Below are 18,103 nucleotides of genomic sequence, written 5' to 3'. Positions count from 1 at the left end.
ATTCCTTGTTACTACTGGGCGGGCCTGCTGATGACCAGGCCACCCGATACCGAGGCCGCGCGCGCGCTCGAACGCGCGGAGAGCGACCCGGAGTTCGAGGCTGCCCTGCAGGCTGCTTACATCGGCCGTCACGACCTGCTGGACGCGTTGTGGTGGGCGGCGCATCCGCTCACCAGCTCTCCGCGAGGGGTAGCCGACCCGGCGACCGGCCTTCCGGAACTGCAGCGGGCGGTGTTCTCCCGCGCTGCGACCGACTCCCCGCTGATCGAAGTCGTCGACCCGGAAACCGGGGAGAACGCAAGACTTCGGGAAAGCGAGCACCGGCTGCGCCAGGAGCAGCGGCTGCTTTCCGAAGATGCCCAGCACCTCAGAGATGCGTTGCGCACCGTCGGGATGGCTGCCGCCCCGGTCGCCATCGCGACGCGCGAGCCGCCGTCCGCAGCAGTACCGGCGCGAACCACCGCAGTCAGGACGACGATCGACCACAGCGTTGGCGAGCGGGTGGACCTGGTTCCGCCCGAAGCTCCTACCCCGGCCGGGACAGTTCCGCGTCAGAGGATCCTGCTTCCCGCCCTGGCCGGCATGGGCATCCTCAGCATCATCCTGCTCCTGCCGACGCTTTCTGAATTGAATGCGGGGGCGGATGGCGAAGCATCGCCCGCGCAGACCTCGGCGCCCAGGATCAAGACGGAGATCGTGACCTTGGGTACGACGGGGAACATAACGGATCCGCTGGCGATCCTGGAACGGCCCCAGGGCGAAGCCGACCGCCCGCCCGCCACCTTCCCGACCAGCATGCCGCTGGAGAACTTTCGGGCACTTCCTGACCTGGTCGCGCAGGTAAAGCTCTACCTCACCCGGAGCGAAGATCCTGAATCCGTGTGCCTCGTCGTCGTGCAGCCGGACGACCTGGGGATGACCGGGTGCATGCCGGAGTCCAACTTCATCGAGGATGGCATTCAGGTGAGCGGCGGCCGCTATGAGGTCGACGCCTTCATGACGATCCTCACCGAGTCATACTCGCTGCTTTCGACCGGGGAGTTCCACTACGAGGCGACGGCGAGAGTACGCGAAGGGGGCGCTCCACCAACGGTTGGAGGCCCCGTGGTGGTTCCCTAGACTGGGCGGGGTGCCGCTCCACCCGTCCTGCCCGCTCGATGCTGACCAGCAGCGCGTCGTCGACCACCTGGATCGGCTCGGTGAAGCGATCCTCGGCGGCGACGCTCCTCCCGGGGTCTACCTGCATGGCGCAGTGGGGCGCGGCAAGACCTGGCTCTGCGACCAGTTCTTCGAGCAGCTCCCGGTGAGCGGGAAGCGTCGGGTTCACTTCCACGGCTTCATGCATCGCCTCCAACGAGACGTGTGGAACCAGCGCCTGCAGGATCCTTCGGCGGCCGGGAACGCAGTCGATCGCGCTGTCGCCGCGCTGCTGGAAGGCATCGACCTGCTCTACTTCGACGAGTTCCACGTGCACGACTCCGGCGACGCGGCCCTCGTGCTGCGAGTGCTGGACGACGTGCTGGCGAGCAATGTGACGCTGCTCGCAACCTCCAACTACCGCCCACATGCCTTGCTGCCCGGCCCGTTCCATCACGTGTTCGAGCGGGGGATCCGCCTCATCGAGGAGAACCTCCAGGTGGTGCAATTCGGTGGCTCCCACGACTACCGCCGCCACGGTGCGGGCGCGGCGAAGACCGGGTTCGCCGCAGGAAGCTGGCTTCATCCCGGCAGCGTCGACCAGCTGGGCGCCGTGGGCCTGACCCTGCCTGTGGCATCCGAACGTCAGCGGTTGACCGGCGGCGGTCACCGGTTCGCCGCTCGCCGGGCGAGCGGCCGACAACTGTGGTTCACCTTCGCCGAACTCTGTGAGCGTGACTCGGCCGTCGCCGACTACCTGGGATGGGCAGCCGACTACGACACCTGGGTGCTCGAAGGCGTGCCGCGCCTGGCCGACGCCAGCCCGCAGGCGGCGAAGCGGTTCGGGAACCTCATCGACGTGTTGTGCGATCAGGGTGCAATACTCCACGTGCTGAGCGAGCACTCACTAGACGCCGTTTTCGGTGGTACCCGGCTGCCGCTCGACAGCGACCGCACCGCCAGCCGCCTTGCCATGCTGCAAGGCTCGGAAGCGATTCACACGCAACCCTGAGCACGCGTGCCTACACTCCGCGGTGACCGAAAAGGAGTATCACCCATGAAGGCGAACAAGGAACTCGCAAACAACATGCAGGCCGTGCTGGTCGACCTGATAGAGCTGGGCATCCAGGGCAAGCAGGCGCACTGGAACGTGGTCGGAACGAACTTCCGCGACATGCACCTGCAACTCGATGAGATCATCGAGGTCGCACGAACCCTCTCCGACCAGGTGGCCGAGCGGATGCGCGCGCTCGAGGTACTGCCCGATGGACGGTCGGAGACGGTGACAAAGACGAGTTCGCTGCCGAAGTTCCCCGCCGACCAGGTGGACACCAGCCACGTCACCGACCTGATTGTCGAACGTCTAGACGCCGTGGCGGAAACCTGCCGCCGAGTGCACGACCCGGTCGACGAGGCCGACCCGACGACGGCCGACATCCTGCACGTCGTCATCGAGAAGATCGAGCAGTACTCCTGGATGGTGGGTGCGGAGAAGCAGAAGCCGCGCAAGCGCAGCGCCTGAGAATTCTCGGCGGCTAGGGTTGTTCGGTGAGCATCGAGACCCCCCGCCCCTGGCTGAAGAGCTACGCGCCGTCAGTTCCGCACGACATCGAATTGCCCAGCGGCTCGCTCCTGGACATCGTCGAGGGGTCGGTTGCGGACTACCCGAAGAACGTTGCCCTCGAGTTCTTCGGCAAGACAATGACGTACGCGGAACTCGGCGACCAGGTTGCCCGGGCTGCTGAGGGCCTGAGGGCGCTCGGGGTGAAGAAGGGCGACCCGGTCGCCATCATCCTGCCGAACTGCCCGCAGCACATCGTCGCGTTCTACGCGGTGCTGCGTCTCGGCGCGATCGTCGTCGAGCACAACCCGCTCTATACCCCGCGCGAGTTGCGTCACCAGTTCGAAGACCATGGCGCGAAGGTTGCCATCGCCTGGAACAAGGTCGTCGCAACGCTCCAGGACTTTCCAGCGGATGTCGCGGTGCGCACCATTGTGTCGGTCGACGTCACCCACGCCATGCCGGCCGTGACCCGGGCGATGCTGCGCCTGCCGGTCGCGAAGGCGCGCGAGGCGCGCGGCAACCTGACCACGCGGGTGAGCGGCACGGTGAAGTGGAACACCCTCACGAAGGCCGAAGCGATTGCGGCGGATGCTCCGAGACCGTCGGCCGAGGATGTTGCGGTCATCCAGTACACCAGCGGCACCACCGGCCACCCGAAGGGTGCCATGCTCAGCCACCTGAACCTGGGCGTCAACGCGGCGCAGGCCAGGGCGTGGGTGCCTGCCATCGAGCGCGGCACGGCCGTCGTCTACGCCGTGCTGCCGATGTTCCACGCCTACGGCCTGACCCTCTGCCTCACGTTCGCGATGAGCATGGGGGCGCGCCTGGTGCTGTTCCCCAAGTTCGACCCGGACCTGGTGCTGAAAGCCGTGCGCAAGCATCCGCCCACCTTCCTGCCAGCCGTTCCGCCGATCTACGAGAAGCTGATGGCCGCCGCCAAGGCGAAGGGCGTGTCGCTGGCCGGTATCCAGATCGCCATCTCCGGTGCGATGCCGCTCACCGCCGCGCTCGTCGAGCCGTGGGAAGCCGAGACCGGTGGCTACCTGGTGGAGGGCTACGGCCTGTCTGAAACCGCTCCGGTGCTGATGGCGAACCCGGTGGCGACCACCCGGCGCGCCGGCACCGTCGGACTGCCGTTGCCGAACACCGAGGCGCGTGTCGTCGACCCGGAGAACCCGATGGTTGACCGCCCGGATGGCGACGAGGGTGAGTTGATAGTCCGCGGCCCGCAGGTGATGAGCGGGTACTGGATGAAACCGGATGAGACGGCGGCAGTCTTCGTCGCCGACCCCGCCGGGGGTGCACCGTGGTTCCGCACCGGCGACATTGTCACGATCGACCCGGACGGTTTCGTGCGCATCGTCGACCGCATCAAGGAACTGATCATCACCGGCGGCTTCAACGTGTCGCCGAGTGAGGTGGAGGAAGCCCTGCGCACCCATCCGGACGTCGACGATGCCGCCGTCGTTGGACTGCCCAGCGAGCACAGCGGTGAGGACGTCGTGGCCGCCGTGGTGCTGCGGCCGGGAGCGGAGCTGGACGCTGAAGGCATCCGCTCGTACCTTCGCGAATCGCTCACCGCCTACAAGGTGCCGCGGCGCGTCGTCGCTGTCGACGAACTGCCCAAGTCACTGATCGGGAAGACCCTGCGCCGGGTGGTGCGCGACAACCTGCTGACACAATAGGCGCCATGCGCTACATCATCGCGATCGACCAGGGCACCACCAGCTCTCGGGCCATCATCTTCGACGCGGCGGGCACGGTGGTCAGCGTCGGGCAGAAGGAACACGCGCAGCTGCTTCCCCGCGCCGGTTGGGTCGAGCACGACCCGATGGAGATCTGGGGCAACGTTCGCGAGGTGATCGGGCAGGCGCTGTCCAAGGCGAGCCTGACAAGGCATGACATAGCGGCGATCGGCATCACCAACCAGCGCGAGACGACCGTCGTCTGGGACAAGAACACCGGCAAGCCGGTCTACAACGCCATCGTCTGGCAGGACACCCGCACGCAGCCGATTGTCGACCGGCTGGCGGCGGATGGGGGCACCGAGCGGTTCAAGGAGACGACCGGGCTGCCGCTCAGCACCTACTTCGCCGGCACCAAGATCGTCTGGATCCTGGAGAACGTCGACGGTGCCCGCGAACGGGCGGAAGCCGGAGAGCTGCTCTTCGGAACGACCGACACCTGGGTGCTCTGGAACCTGACCGGGGGGACGGATGGCGGCGTGCACGCCACCGACGTCACGAATGCCAGCCGCACGCTCTTCCTCGACCTGCGCACCCTCGAATGGGACGAGCAGATTCTCGGCACGTTCGGGGTGCCGGTTTCGATGCTGCCGGAGGTGCGGTCATCCTCCGAGGTGTACGGCACGGCCCACGGATCCAGCCTGCTGCGGGAGGTTCCGGTGGCCGGCATCCTCGGCGACCAGCAGGCTGCCACTTTCGGTCAGGCGGCCTTCGACAAGGGCGACGCGAAGAACACCTACGGAACCGGCAACTTCCTGATCGTCAACACGGGCACCGAGATCGTCTCCAGCAGGAATGGCCTGCTCAGCACGGTCGCCTACAAACTGGGTGACGGCGAGACGCATTACGCGCTCGAAGGATCGATTGCGGTCACCGGGTCGCTCGTGCAGTGGCTCCGCGACAACCTCGGACTCATCGGTTCAGCCGACGAGATCGAGGCATTGGCGAACACCGTCGACGACAATGGCGGCGCCTACCTGGTGCCGGCATTCTCCGGCCTCTACGCCCCGCATTGGCGACCGGATGCTCGCGGTGCGCTGGTCGGCCTGACCCGTTTCGTGAACAAGGGGCACATCGCCCGTGCCGCCCTGGAGGCGATCGCGTTCCAAACCCGTGAGGTGCTCGACGCCGTCAACGCGGATGCCGAGGTTCCGCTGACCGAGCTGCGGGTGGACGGCGGCGCCACCGCGAACGACACCATGCTGCAGTTCCAGGCCGACATCTTAGGTCTGCCAGTGGTGCGGCCGGTGGTTGGCGAGACGACGGCGCTCGGCGCGGCCTACGCAGCCGGGCTGGCCGTCGGCTTCTGGAAGAGCCTCGACGAGTTGCGCGCGAACTGGAAGGAAGACCACCGCTGGGAGCCGCAGATGGAGGAAGCCGAACGAGGTCGACTCAACCGGAGCTGGGACAAGGCCGTGACGAAGACCCTCGACTGGGTCGATGAGGACGTGCGCTAGCGCTCGATCCACTTCAGAACGTGAGCGGGGATGGCCACCGCGAGCGAGATCACCAGGATGCCACCGAGGAACATGACCAGCTCGAGCCCCTGCATCTCGAACGAGTAGCCCATCATCAGCAGTCCGACGACGAAGATGACGAACGAGAAGAACCACACGACGATCTGCATGCTTCGACTTTAGCCGGTTTCCTCACCGAATTCGGTCAGCTCTTCCTGTGTCACGAAATCGATGAGCTCCTCCACCCGACCGAGCAACACCGGCTCGAGGTCGGCGTAGGTGCGTACCGTGCCGAGGATGCGCTGCCAGGCCCTGGCGACATCCGCCTGATCACTGTGCGGCCAGCCGAGCGCCTCGCAAATACCGTGCTTCCAGTCGATCCCACGAGGAATGGTCGGCCAGACATCGAGCCCGAGCCGCGACGGCTTGACCGCCTGCCACACGTCGATGAACGGATGCCCGACCACCAGCACCTGGCGTCCGAACGGGCTTTTCGCCACAGCGTCGGCAATACGGCTCTCCTTCGAACCGGCGACCAGGTGGTCGACCAGCACCCCAACGCGTCGCCCAGGTCGTGGGGCGAACTCGGCGATGATGGCCGCCAGGTCGTCGACACCCTCCAGGTACTCGACCACGACGCCCTCGACCCTGAGATCGTGACCCCACACCTTCTCGACCAGCTCAGCGTCGTGCCGCCCCTCGACGAAGATGCGGCTCGCGCGTGCGACACGTGCCTGGTGATTCGTCACGGCAAAGGAACCGGATGCGGAACGCCCCGCGCCGGTCGGCGTCGACTCCGGCACAACCAGCTCGACCGGCTTACCCTCCAGCAGGAACCCCCGACCGAGGGGAAACGTGCGCACCTTCCCGAAATAGTCCTCCAGCTCGACGAGCCGCCCCTCCAGCCGCACGACAGCCCCGCAGAAGCCTGACTCCGACTCCTCGATCACGAGACCCTTCACCGCCTCCGCGCGAGGCAGTTCGCTGGGACCACGCTGCCTGGAGAAGCCGGCGAGCACATCCGTTCCGTAGCGGTCTTCCATCACCCGTGAAGGCTAACCGCTTCGATGAGCGCGACCCGCGCAAACACGCTGGGCCGGCAAGTTCGGCAATACCCAGCAGATTCGGATGGACTTTTCCGGCAACGCGGTTACCGTGGCAGGCCCAGTGCACGACCCGTGAGCGCACTCGACTGTGTGCAACGGACGGGTGCATCCGACCGAAGGAGAATGACTATGGCCCAGGTGATGGAATCTATCGACGTGGACGTACCAGTCACCACCGCGTACAACCAGTGGACGCAGTTCGAGTCCTTCCCGCACTTCCTCAGCTACGTGGAGAAGATCGACCAGATCGGTGACACCCTCACCCACTGGAAGGTGAAGATCGGCGGCGTCGAGCGGGAGTTCGATGCCGAGATCACCGAGCAGTTGCCGGATGAGCGTGTCGCCTGGAACAGTATCGCCGGCGAGGAGAACCATGCCGGGGTGGTCACCTTTCACAAGCTGAACGACTCGACGACGCGCGTGACCGTTCAGCTCGACTGGGAACCGGAGGGGCTGCCCGAGAAGGTCGGCGCCGCGCTCGGCGTTGACGACAGGGCGATCAAGGCCGACCTGAAGAACTTCAAGGAATTCATCGAAAGTTCCGGTGGAGAAACGGGCGCCTGGCGCGGTGAGGTCCCCCGCGAATAATCGCTGAGCGGCTACGTGCAGGCTTGGAACACCGCGGCTAGAACAGCGTGGGCTGGGGCATGGCCCGGGCGGCAAGCGCCGGAGGCAGCTCTTCGGCAATGATGGAGCGCTCACCGTTCGGGCCGCGCATCCCGTCCCATGCCCCAGTGCGACCGAGGGCACTGGAGCGGACGCCGCCCGTTGCCGGGTCTTCGCGCCCTCGCTCCAACCCGTAGCGCCGGATGAGCGGCTTCACCTTCGCGGCCAGCCAGCTGCGGTATTCCTTCGGCGCGTAGGCACCTCGCGAGTACAGTTGCCGGTACTTCTGGACCAGTTCCGGATGCTCGCGCCCCAGCCACTCCATGAACCACTCCTTGGTTCCCGGCCGCAGGTGGAGCGCGGAGTACACGACTGAGGTGCCGCCGGCATCCTTCACCTGCTTCATCGCCCGGTCGAGGTGGTCTCGCGAGTCGGTGAGGAACGGCAGGATCGGCATGAGGAACACCGAGCAGTCGAGGCCGGCTTCGCGCACAGCCGTCACGGTGGCCAGCCGCGCCTTCGCGGTCGGCGTTCCCGGCTCGACTGACTGCTGCAGGTCGTCGTCGTAGATGGCGATCGACATCGCGAGGTCGACCGGAACGTGCTCACTCGCCTCGGCCAGGAGCGGGATGTCGCGGCGAAGCAGGGTGCCCTTGGTAAGGATGGACAGCGGGGTTCCTGAGCCGGCCAGCGCCGCGATGATGCCGGGCATCAACCGGTAACGGCCCTCGGCACGCTGGTACGGGTCGGTATTGGTTCCGAGCGCGACCGGGTCATGCCCCCAGCTCGGCTTGCTGAGTTCTTTGGCCAGCACGTCACCCACGTTCACCTTGACGATGATCTGGGTATCGAAGTCGCGACCCGCGTCGAGGTCCAGATAATTGTGCGTCGGACGGGCGAAGCAATACGTGCACTGGTGCAGGCAGCCGCGCATCGGGTTGATCGTCCAGCCGAACGGCATATGGCTGGCGGTCGGCACCTTGTTGAGCGCGCTCTTGGCCAGCACCTCGTAGAAGGTGACCCCGTCGAACTCAGGTGTTCGCACCGTGCGCACCAGGTTGTTCAGCCTCGCCAACCCTGGCAGGGCATCCGCCTGTTCGCCGTCCAGTTGCTGGGCACTCCATCGCATGCTCTATTCGAACATAGTTTCGAATTCTGCGCAAGCGTCTCTATCTCAAACCATTCGCCTCAGTCAATTCGCGGACGAGAGCGGGCCCGCGCGCCTTCAATTCGGCAACGGATGACACCCCGACCAGCGTCATCGCACGCCTCAACTCGTCGGCGAGGATGTCGATCACCTGACTGACGCCGGCCGTCCCTGCCGCTGCCAGCCCGTAGAGGTACGGCCGCCCAATCGAAACCGCATCGGCTCCGAGCGCGATTGCCTTGAGAATGTCACTCCCCCGCCGGAATCCGGAGTCTGCGTAGAGCTCGAGCTGGTCACCGACCAGCTGCCGCGACTCCTGAATGACATCCATGGGGCTCAGCATGTGGTCAAGCTGACGGCCACCATGATTGCTCAGCTGCACGGCGTCGATGCCGAGACTGGCTGCCCTGGCAACGTCGTCGGGGTTGACAGTGCCCTTCAGGATGATCTTGCCTGGCCAGTCCGCGCGCAGTTGCTCAATGTCGTCCCAGCCCTGAGTGGACTCGGAGTGGCCGAGAATCTGCTCCCACATGGACGGCGTCACCATCACCCCGGTGGCATCGGCCGGCTCGAGGTTGGGAAAGCGGATGCCTTCGGCCCGCAGGAAGTTCAGCCACCAGCCTGGGCGCACGGCAATGCCCATCAACGAGGAGAGCGTCAAAGCGGGAGGTGCGGTGAAGCCGTTGCGCCGGTCGCGCTCCCTGGATCCCAGCGCACGCGTGTCGACCGTGACAATGATCGCGCGATAGCCGGCCGCACTGCACCGCTCCAGCTTGGCGCGCAGCGCCCCCTTGTCCGGCGACAGGCTGACGTTGAACCATCGGTCGAGCCGCGGGAAGCCTTCGGCAATCCGCTCCATCGACACCGTGCTGAGCCCGGCCAATGCGTACGGCAGTCCAGCGGCGTCGGCAGCCTGCGCTACCGCCAACTCGCCGTCCGGGTGGAACAGACGAGTGGCTCCGGTCGGCGTAAGCGTGATGGGCAGGGCTGCGTGTCGACCGAGCAGGCTCGCCGTGGTGTCCGGACCGTCCACCGGCCCCCAGGAGGGCATGAGCCCCCACCGGTCGAACACCGTGCGGTTGTGGCGCAGGGTCGCTTCGTCTTCCGAGCCGCCTTCCAGGTAGTCGAAGATACCCCGCGGAAGAACTCGCGAGGCTGCATGACGAAATTCGGCCACGTTGTACGAATCTCGCAGCACCCGACGCCGTCTCGACACCACAGGCATCCTCACCTGGACAAGTTGCCTGACATCGCTCAGCTTCACGTGGGCCCCTTCGCGGTTCTGATGCGCTTGACGTGGCGCGCTGCTCGTCAGCCTAGAATCACCATCAGGCACACACTATGGAGAACCTGACGAAATGGCGGCGGAACGACTGTTATGAGCTACCAAGCTGTTTCCGGCGACATTGACCCGGCGGATGTCGAAGCGGCCGGCGGAAGCGGTCGGTTGCCGACTCTTGCCGAGGTAGCACGCTCGATCGGAGCTGAAATCGCCAGCCTGGTGGAAACGCCATCCGGTGACGAACACGTCGTCTCCGGATCTGCGATCTACGACCCCTCTGCACCACCATCGCCGTTTCCCGGAGCAATTGCCCTCGGCATCGGCCTGGCCACCAGCGGCGGTCAGGTGGAAGCTCAGCTGGCAGCGCTCAAGTCGGCCGGATATGCCGCACTCGTGTACAAGCCCCATGGCGAGCCGGACGATCAGCTTCGCAGCGGAGCTCGCACGGCCGGTCTCGCCCTGTTCAGGGCCTCCGACGCCGTGCCCTGGGATCAGCTCATGGAGGTCTTCCAGGCTGGCGTCCTGCCCCAGGGCGATGCCCCCTCGCTCGTGGACATCCGACCTGGCGATCTGTTCGAACTGGCCAACGCTGTTGCTTCACTGGCCGGTGGCGCTGTCGCCATTGCCGACCCTGACCAGACCGTGCTGGCGTATTCAACGCTGGCGGATCAGCCGATCGATGAAACGCGCCGACGGTCCATCCTGCAGCTGCACGTGCCGCACACCGACCAGAATGACCAGGACTATCGGCGCGTGCACGCGTCGCACAGCGTTGTCAGCGTCGCGCCGGTCAAGGACTCCCTCACCCGCTCAGCCGTTGCCATCCGCGCGGGAAGTGTCGTGCTGGGGTCCCTCTGGCTGATCGACGCCGATGCCGTGCGCGGTGACGACACCAATCGGATATTGATCGAGGCGGCCAACGTTGCTGCTCTCCACCTGCTGCATCGGCGGAACAATCACGATGCCGGGCGAATGCGACAGATCGAATTGGTCAAGCCGCTGCTCTTCGAGCCCGACCGCGCAGAGCTCGCGGGGGTGCAGCTGGGGATCTCCGCGGATGTCCTCCAGGTCGTCGCCCTGGCCGCTGGCGGACAGGCGGCCAACGCTCCGGAAATGCTGCGCTCCAGCATGATGCTCTTCGACACGGTGCGCACCGCCTGCGCGGTGTGGCTGCCGACAGCCATCTGCGGCATCGCCGACAACGTGGTCTACATCGTGCTTCCCCAGAGTGCGGCATCGTCGTCGGCGTTCCAGCGTGAAGCAGTTCTCCGAATCGCACACCACACCAGGCGCCTCACCTCCAGGCCGATTGTGGCGGGCTTTGGCGATGTGGTTCCTGTCGTCTCGGCCGCGAAGTCGCGCCTCGCGTCAGAATCTGTGCTCGCGATGCTCCTGCGCGACGTCGAGGACGGACGCGTGCGCGGCGATTCCGATGAGATCGTGGCAGATCGTGAGTCCCTGGGCCCCCGGCTGCAGCTCCGCCAGCTTGTTGGAGTATTAACCGAAGCCGGCCAGCTCCCCGGCGACTTCGCCACCAGGATCGCTGCACATGATTCCCGGCGTAAGACGGCGTTCGAGCTCACCGTTCGCACCTACCTCGACTGCAACTCCAATGCCATCGAAACCGCGGCACGACTGGGACTGCATGCCAACACGGTGCGGTATCGACTCTCCAGGGTCGAGCCGCTGTTCGGGGTTCGATTGGAAGACCCGGAGACCCGTCTATTGGTGTGGCTCCAGCTGTCTGCTCGTCACGTGTGACGGCGGCTGGTGGAGCCCGCACGAACAGCAGAACGGCGTGGCTCAGGAGATATCCATGCGCCACGCCGCCCCGATTGGTTGCTCGCTAGCCCTTCGTGGCCGCGTTGATCGTGATGGATTCCAGTCCGCCAGACTCGACGCCCCAGGCTTTCAGCAGCTCGAGATACGAGCCGTCATCGACCATCGACTGCAAGGCTGCCTGAACCGCTTCTGCCATTCCGGAGTCCTTTTGAACGGCGAAGCCGTATGGGGACACCTCGAAGGTCTCACCGGCGACCTGAAGCTTGTCCTTCAGCCGGGAGATCGCATAGAGGGTGACGGGTGAGTCGGCGCTGAACGCATCCGCCTGGCCGACGGCCACCGCGTTGGCTGCGGTGTCCTGCGTGTCATACGGCATCAGGATGATCGCCTCGTTGCCTGCCGCGACGCACGCGGCGCTCTTCGCCGGCAGCTCGACCGTGTGCTGGTACGTAGTTGCCTGCACCGCAACCTTCAGCCCGCAGGCGTTGTTCGGATCGACATCGTTGCCGAGGGCAGATGCCCATTGGATTCCCGCGGTGTAGTAATTGACGAAGTCGACCTGCTTCTCACGCTCGGCGTTGTCAGTGAATGACGATTCGCCCAAGTCGAGCTGGCCGCCGACGATCCGGGGGATGATGTTGTCGAATTTCGCAATCGAGATCTCCGCGTTGAGGCCGAGCTTGGCTGCGATCGCATCCACCATTTCGATGCCCCAGCCGATCGGCTCCCCGGCGTCGTCCTTGTACTCGTTCGGCGCATAGTTCGGGCTGGTGCCGATGCGCAGGATGCCGGACTCCGCGACCTCGGCAGGCAACAGGGCTGCCGCAGCCTCGTCCACAGCAAGTTCGCCGGCGGTGGAGTCGTCCCTCGGCCCTGCGGCATCCGGATCCGAGTTGTCCACGCAGCCGGTCAGCATGAGGGCTGCCACGGCAACGAGTGCCGGAAGCGTGTATCGAGCGCGCATTTGTCATCCTTCGTCAATGTTTGTCGGTCGGACTCCAGCCGTCGCCAGCGATCACTGGTTCGTCGTTGAAGTACGTGAATGGGTGCAGCACGCCTGAGCCTAGGTAGGCATACCCCTCGCACTCTATGGAGATCGAAACGAGCCTAGGCGAGTGGCCTTGTGACCATCTACCAAGGTGACGCCCACCTGTTGGCGCTCAGCCGGAAGCGGTAAGAATGGAATCATGAGCGAACCCGTCATCGAACACGTTCCGGACATCCACCACTACGAGTTGCGGAGCGGCGGCGAACTCATCGGGCACGTCAACTACCGGGACGACGGGGATCGACGGGTCTTCCTGCACACGAAGGTCGATGAGGCCCACACCGGAGAGGGGCTCGCCACCAAGATGGTGCGATTCGCCCTCGAGGACGTTCGGGCAAGCGGCCTGCGGGCGGTCGCCCTGTGCCCGATGTTCTCCGCCTTCGTCATCAAGCACCGCGACTACGACGACATCGTCGACCCGCCGCACGTACTGGACAGCAAGGTTTAGCGGGGACCGTCAGGGGAGGTCACCGCCGTCGCCTCGCCGCCGGTGACCCGCAGCAACTCCTCGAAGGTGGTCGGAAAGACTGTGTGGGCGTGCCCGGCGGCCGCCCAGACAACCGGATGGTCTGCGAGTGCCACATCCACCAGCGTCCTCAGCGGCGCGGGGTGCCCGACCGGTGCGACTCCCCCGATGACTTGACCGGTTGCCTCCTTCACCAGCTCCTTGGACGCCCTCCCGAGCGTTCCGCCGAGTTTCTGTCCGAGCCACTCCGTGTCCACTCGATGCGCACCCGAGGTCAGCACCAGCACGGCCTCACCATCGAGCGCGAAGATCAGCGAATTCGCGATCGCCCCGACCTCGATACCGAGTGCATCCGCCGCAGCCTGCGCGGTCGTGGCCGCATCATCGAACCAGCGGATCTGCGGCGCCAGCCCGTGATCGGCGAGCGCACCGCGCACACGGAGGACAGCAGGATGCTCTGTATTCACCATGCCCGAATCCTAGTGAACGGACGTAGCGGCTATCCGGTGAACGGCGCTCCGGGCTGCGCCGGCGGCCCCGGCTCGATCTCGGGGTCGAGCGGGTGATCGAGTTCGTCCTGCGGCATGCGGAAGATGACGATCGCGAGCACCGCCAGCACGACCGGTACCAGTCCGGCCACCGCGAAGGTGATCGGAATCCCCACGCCTTCACCGACCGGCCCGGCCAGCGCCATCGAGACCGGCATCAGGGCGAGAGAGACGAAGAAGTCGAGGCTGGATACCCGGCCGAGCAACGCCGGTGGTACTCGGCGTTGCAGCAGCGTCCCCCAGATCACGCTTCCAGCCGAGAAGGTGAAACCGACGATGAACAAGGCGATCACCATTACCCAGAGCAGGGAGGTGAATCCGATGATGGCGAGCGGAATGGACCCGGCTCCCCAGGCGAGAAGCATGATCGTCAGGTAGCGACGCGGTAGCGGCAGCGATGCCACCGCCATCGAGCCGACGGCCCCGCCGACACCGAATGCCGCCAGGGCGAGCGCGAACGCTCCGGCTCCTCCCCCGGTCTGGTTGGTGACCGCGAAGGGCAGCAACACCTCGATCGGCCCCATGATCACCAGGATGAGCAGGCACGCGAACAGCAGACTTCCCAGCAGCCACGGGGTTCCCACCATGTAGAGGAATCCGCCGCGGAGGTCGGTGAACAGCACCCGAAGCGGATGCTGCTTCTCGGCATCCGGCTCCCGGCGCACCGGGGTCGGTTTCATGACGGCGAGCCACACGACGGCGCAGGCGCTGGCGATGGCGACAACCACGAAAGCCAGCGCTGGAGAGTGAAAGCCGATGGCCAGGCTGGCAGCGGCGGGACCCGCCGCCTGCATGACGGCCGGGCGGAGAACGCCCTCGACGCCGTTCGCGGCCAGCAGGTCGTCGGCCGGGAGGATCGACGGGAGCAGGGCGGAGTACGCCGGGTAGAAGAACCCGTCGACGATGCCGAGGACCAATGCGACGACGGCCAGGTGCCACACCTGCACCACGCCCAGCATGGCGAGTGTCGCCGCGGCGCCGATGCTCACCGCCTTCACCGCCTCGACGACCAGCATCACGTTGCGCTGCGGGACGCGGTCGGCCACGACGCCGCCGATCAGCACGGCTCCGACCAGGCCCAGGCTGGCCGCGAGCGCGACGAAAGACAGCTCGGTCGGCCCTCCGTCGAGGCGGATCACCTGGAAGACGACGGCTACCAGCCACACTCCTCCGCCGAACAGCGAGAACGACAGGGCTCCGACCAGCAGGCGATACTGCCGCTGGAGGAACGGTCGCACCGCACGCGGTACTCTCTGGCTGCGCATGGCGGCGCTGGGTTGTTGCTGGTCTTGCACGAGTTTTCCCACTTCTTGGTGAAGCCGCTAGTGAAGCCGTCCACCGATGTGTACAGCGTCAACACGGACGGGCAATCGTAACATCAGGCGGAGGCATTAAGCATCCGCTTCGCCGCTTCTGCGACGAAGGCCCGCGTGGTGTCGCCTGCGATCAGTTCGTACTCGACATCCTCCGGAATCCACGCCAGGGCGGCGATGAGTTCCTGCGGCGTGCGGCCGCCGATCGGCCAGCGGGTGCGGTGCTCGTCGACGGGCTCGGCACCCCTCGTCCATGGGCCGAAGCAGCCGGTCATCTGCTCGATCGGCAGCCGCATGACGACATCGGCTTCCAAGGGCTGCCTGACGGATGCCACGGCGACGGCCACGAACTCCGCGGCATCCGCTGCCGGCAGCTCCCTGGGCTCGAAGCGCACGCGCGTGTTGAAGAACCGGGCCAGGCGGTCGACCCGGAACGTGCGCCAATCGTCGCGGTGGAGGTCCCAGCAGACCAGGAACCAGTACCGCTGCGAGGCGACCAGCGAATGCGGCTCAACCAGCCGGTCACTCTCCTCGCCGGAACCGGCCGTGTAGTGGAAGCGGATGCGATCGCGGTCCCGGCAGGCGAGGGCCAGCTGGCCGAGGACTTCCGGCGAGACGGCCGGCTGGTCGGGAACCATCGGCTGTACGTGGGCGGCCAGCGCGTTCACCCGCGAGCGGAGCGCGGACGGCAGCACCTGCTCCAGTTTCGCCAGCGCCGTGAGGGTCGTCAGCCGGCCATCGGTCAACCCCTGCGTCGCGGCGACGCGGAGCCCGATCGCCATTGTGACCGCCTCATCGTCGGTGAGCAACAGGGGCGGGAGCGCCGCGCCGGCTTCCAGCTGGTACCCACCACCCGACCCCGGCGCCGACCCGACTCGGTAGCCCAGTTCTCGCAGGCGATCGACATCGCGCCTCAATGTTCGGGAGGTGACGCCCAGCCTGGCGGCCAGCTCGGTTCCCGACCAGTGCCGGTGCGTCTGCAACAGGTTCAGCAACGCGAGCACCCGGGAGGTTGTGGTGGTGTCGGACATGTTGCATATTCTCCTCGCGTTGAGGACAGATGCTGTCCTCATCGCCGAATAACCTGTCGCCCATGACAAACGACAACATCATCACCGCACGCGGCCTGTCGAAGAAGTTCACCGTCAAGCGGGAACTCGTCGAAGCCGTCAGCGACCTGGACCTCGACGTGCAACGCGGCGAACTGGTGGCTTTCCTCGGACCGAACGGCGCCGGCAAGTCCACCAGCGTCCGCATGCTCACGACCCTGCTTCCACCCACCTCCGGCACCGCAACGGTCGCCGGCCACGACGTGCGCACCGCACCGGATGAGGTGCGCCGCCGCATCGGCTACATCGGCCAGGGCAACAGCGCCAGCCACTACCAGCGGGTGCGCGACGAGATGATCAGCCAGGGCGCCTTCTACGGGATGGGCCGGGCGGAGACCCGCAAGCGCACCGACGAGTTGCTCGAATCCCTCGACCTTGCCCCACTCGCCAAGAGAGGCGTGCTCAGCCTCAGCGGCGGCCAGAAACGCCGCCTCGACATTGCGCTCGGGTTGCTGCACTCCCCCGAGCTTCTCTTTCTCGACGAGCCGTCCACCGGGCTGGACCCGCAGAGCCGCGAGAACCTGTGGCAGCACATCCTCCAGTTGCGCCGCACCCACGGCACCACCATCTTCGTCACCACTCATTACCTGGATGAGGCCGACCGGTTTGCCGAGCGGGTCATGGTGATGGACCACGGCCGCGTCATCGCCGACGACACCGCGTCCGCGCTGAAGACGACGCTCGCCGGCGACGTGATCACCCTCGGCTTCGCCAGCGAAGCGGATGCTGCGGCAGCCATCGAGGGGACCAGCCGTGTTGCGGGCGCATCCGTCACCCACAGCGGCAACAAGCTCGAGCTCACGGTGGACCACGGCGACGCGCTTCTGCCCAGCCTGCTTCGGGCTCTCGACGCGGACGGCCGGGCGGCGGCCACGGCAGCGCTCAGGCAACCGACGCTCGATGACGTGTTCCTCGCCCTCACCGGACGCAGCCTGCGGGACGACAGCGGCCGAGACAACTCGACCCACATCCAGTCCCAGCTCACAGAAGAGGTGCCAGCATGACCACCACAACAACCACGCGACCCAGCGTCATCCGCGACTCGCGCAACGTGCTCGTGCGTGAACTGCGCCCGGTCGTGCGCGACCCGTTCTCCCTGATCTTCAGCCTGCTGCAACCGCTGGTCTTCCTCGGGCTGTTCGGGCCGTTGCTGATCGGCGGATCCGATGCGCCGGCCAGCGAAGTGCTGCAATGGTTCGTGCCGGGCATCCTGGTCATGATCGCGCTGTTCGGCACCGGCGTGACCGGGTCGAACCTGCTCATGGAGATGCAGACCGGGTCGCATGAACGCACCCTGGTCGCGCCGATCTCCCGCTCTTCCCTGCTGATCGGGCGGGCGCTCAAGGAGATGGCGCCGATCATGGTGCAGGCTGCGGTGATCGCGCTGGCAACCATCCCGTTCGGATTCTCGGTCCACCCGCTGGGAATGCTGGTCGGACTCATCCTGATCGCACTGTTCGGCATGGGCTTCGGTGCGCTCAGCTACGCGCTGGCCCTGGCCAGCCGCAACCGCGACTGGATGTTCTGGGCAGTGCAGCAGGCCACCATTTTTCCGCTGCTCATCCTCTCGGGCATGCTGCTCCCCCTCGAGGACGGACCGCAGTGGATTCAGGTTGCTGCCTCCCTCAACCCAATCACCTATGTGGTGTCCGCAGAGCGGGCGCTGTTCGCCGGCGACCTCGGGTCGATCGACGTGGTCTGGGGGTTCGTCGCCGCCATCGGGCTGGCCGCCATCGGACTGGCGGTGGGCATCCGCTCGATCAAGCGCAGTAACTAGCGCCTGAAAACCGAAG

At 66.1% G+C, this 18,103-nt stretch carries 18 protein-coding genes; 10 read left to right on the top strand and 8 right to left on the bottom strand.

What is annotated here, in order from left to right; all coding sequences use genetic code 11:
* The first annotated feature begins 30 nt into the window (after positions 1-30).
* From ACX3O0_RS02535 to glpK, 5 genes are read left to right on the top strand one after another with little or no spacing between them, the layout of a single operon-like run.
* Positions 31-1,119, top strand: coding sequence for a serine/threonine-protein kinase (locus ACX3O0_RS02535; RefSeq protein ID WP_459106690.1), 1,089 nt, complete (start codon positions 31-33; stop codon positions 1,117-1,119).
* Between the two features lie 10 nt (positions 1,120-1,129).
* Positions 1,130-2,149 (top strand): cell division protein ZapE, encoded by a 1,020-nt coding sequence (gene zapE, locus ACX3O0_RS02530; RefSeq protein ID WP_459106689.1) that lies wholly within the window; start codon positions 1,130-1,132, stop codon positions 2,147-2,149.
* Between the two features lie 45 nt (positions 2,150-2,194).
* Positions 2,195-2,659: a Dps family protein gene (locus ACX3O0_RS02525; protein ID WP_459090712.1), complete on the top strand. Its 465-nt coding sequence runs from the start codon at positions 2,195-2,197 to the stop codon at positions 2,657-2,659.
* Positions 2,660-2,685: 26 nt separating this feature from the next.
* A complete protein-coding gene (locus tag ACX3O0_RS02520; protein ID WP_459106688.1) occupies positions 2,686-4,386 on the top strand; it encodes a long-chain-fatty-acid--CoA ligase in 1,701 nt (566 codons plus the stop codon).
* A gap of 5 nt (positions 4,387-4,391) precedes the next feature.
* Positions 4,392-5,903: a glycerol kinase GlpK gene (gene glpK / locus ACX3O0_RS02515; protein WP_459090708.1), complete on the top strand. Its 1,512-nt coding sequence runs from the start codon at positions 4,392-4,394 to the stop codon at positions 5,901-5,903.
* Here glpK and ACX3O0_RS02510 read toward each other — a convergent pair.
* Together ACX3O0_RS02510 and ACX3O0_RS02505 are read right to left on the bottom strand one after the other, a co-directional pair.
* Positions 5,900-6,073: a hypothetical protein gene (locus tag ACX3O0_RS02510; RefSeq protein ID WP_459090706.1), complete on the bottom strand. Its 174-nt coding sequence runs from the start codon at positions 6,071-6,073 to the stop codon at positions 5,900-5,902. The genes glpK and ACX3O0_RS02510 overlap by 4 nt on opposite strands.
* Before the next feature lie 9 nt (positions 6,074-6,082).
* On the bottom strand, positions 6,083-6,946 hold the full coding sequence (locus ACX3O0_RS02505) for a DUF3097 domain-containing protein (protein WP_459108437.1): 864 nt from the start codon (positions 6,944-6,946) through the stop codon (positions 6,083-6,085).
* A gap of 192 nt (positions 6,947-7,138) precedes the next feature.
* Here ACX3O0_RS02505 and ACX3O0_RS02500 point away from each other — a divergent pair, with 192 nt between their 5' ends.
* Entirely contained in the window at positions 7,139-7,597 is a 459-nt protein-coding gene (locus tag ACX3O0_RS02500; RefSeq protein WP_459090704.1) for an SRPBCC family protein, read from the top strand.
* 37 nt (positions 7,598-7,634) lie between these two features.
* Here ACX3O0_RS02500 and ACX3O0_RS02495 read toward each other — a convergent pair whose 3' ends face one another.
* Both ACX3O0_RS02495 and ACX3O0_RS02490 read right to left on the bottom strand, forming a co-directional pair.
* Positions 7,635-8,744: an Rv2578c family radical SAM protein gene (locus ACX3O0_RS02495; RefSeq protein ID WP_459106687.1), complete on the bottom strand. Its 1,110-nt coding sequence runs from the start codon at positions 8,742-8,744 to the stop codon at positions 7,635-7,637.
* Positions 8,745-8,784: 40 nt separating this feature from the next.
* Complete coding sequence (locus ACX3O0_RS02490; protein ID WP_459108436.1) at positions 8,785-9,987, bottom strand: alpha-hydroxy acid oxidase; 1,203 nt, start codon at positions 9,985-9,987, stop codon at positions 8,785-8,787.
* Between the two features lie 153 nt (positions 9,988-10,140).
* On the opposite strand from ACX3O0_RS02490, the gene ACX3O0_RS02485 reads away from it, so the two are divergent.
* On the top strand, positions 10,141-11,805 hold the full coding sequence (locus ACX3O0_RS02485) for a PucR family transcriptional regulator (protein ID WP_459106686.1): 1,665 nt from the start codon (positions 10,141-10,143) through the stop codon (positions 11,803-11,805).
* 85 nt (positions 11,806-11,890) lie between these two features.
* Here the strand turns inward: ACX3O0_RS02485 and ACX3O0_RS02480 are convergent, their stop codons facing one another.
* Positions 11,891-12,790, bottom strand: a complete 900-nt coding sequence (locus ACX3O0_RS02480) for an ABC transporter substrate-binding protein (RefSeq protein ID WP_459106685.1) — start codon at positions 12,788-12,790, stop codon at positions 11,891-11,893.
* A 223-nt stretch (positions 12,791-13,013) separates the two neighbouring features.
* Between ACX3O0_RS02480 and ACX3O0_RS02475 the strand changes: the two genes are divergently transcribed.
* On the top strand, positions 13,014-13,322 hold the full coding sequence (locus ACX3O0_RS02475) for a GNAT family N-acetyltransferase (protein ID WP_459090696.1): 309 nt from the start codon (positions 13,014-13,016) through the stop codon (positions 13,320-13,322).
* Here the strand turns inward: ACX3O0_RS02475 and ACX3O0_RS02470 are convergent.
* The 3 genes from ACX3O0_RS02470 to ACX3O0_RS02460 form a co-directional block, all read right to left on the bottom strand.
* Positions 13,319-13,810, bottom strand: a complete 492-nt coding sequence (locus ACX3O0_RS02470; protein ID WP_459106684.1) for a YbaK/EbsC family protein — start codon at positions 13,808-13,810, stop codon at positions 13,319-13,321. The two genes, ACX3O0_RS02475 and ACX3O0_RS02470, sit on opposite strands and share 4 nt — an antisense overlap.
* Before the next feature lie 29 nt (positions 13,811-13,839).
* On the bottom strand, positions 13,840-15,153 hold the full coding sequence (locus ACX3O0_RS02465; RefSeq protein WP_459108435.1) for an MFS transporter: 1,314 nt from the start codon (positions 15,151-15,153) through the stop codon (positions 13,840-13,842).
* A 113-nt stretch (positions 15,154-15,266) separates the two neighbouring features.
* Entirely contained in the window at positions 15,267-16,232 is a 966-nt protein-coding gene (locus ACX3O0_RS02460) for a helix-turn-helix transcriptional regulator (RefSeq protein ID WP_459106683.1), read from the bottom strand.
* 62 nt (positions 16,233-16,294) lie between these two features.
* On the opposite strand from ACX3O0_RS02460, the gene ACX3O0_RS02455 reads away from it, so the two are divergent.
* Both ACX3O0_RS02455 and ACX3O0_RS02450 read left to right on the top strand, forming a co-directional pair.
* Entirely contained in the window at positions 16,295-17,314 is a 1,020-nt protein-coding gene (locus ACX3O0_RS02455; RefSeq protein WP_459106682.1) for an ABC transporter ATP-binding protein, read from the top strand.
* Entirely contained in the window at positions 17,311-18,087 is a 777-nt protein-coding gene (locus ACX3O0_RS02450; RefSeq protein ID WP_459106681.1) for an ABC transporter permease, read from the top strand. Before ACX3O0_RS02455 ends, ACX3O0_RS02450 begins: the two co-directional genes overlap by 4 nt.
* Positions 18,088-18,103 lie beyond the last annotated feature (16 nt).

It is taken from the genome of Homoserinimonas sp. A447, from assembly GCF_054489325.1.
This window is presented reverse-complemented; position numbering and strand designations above follow the sequence as displayed.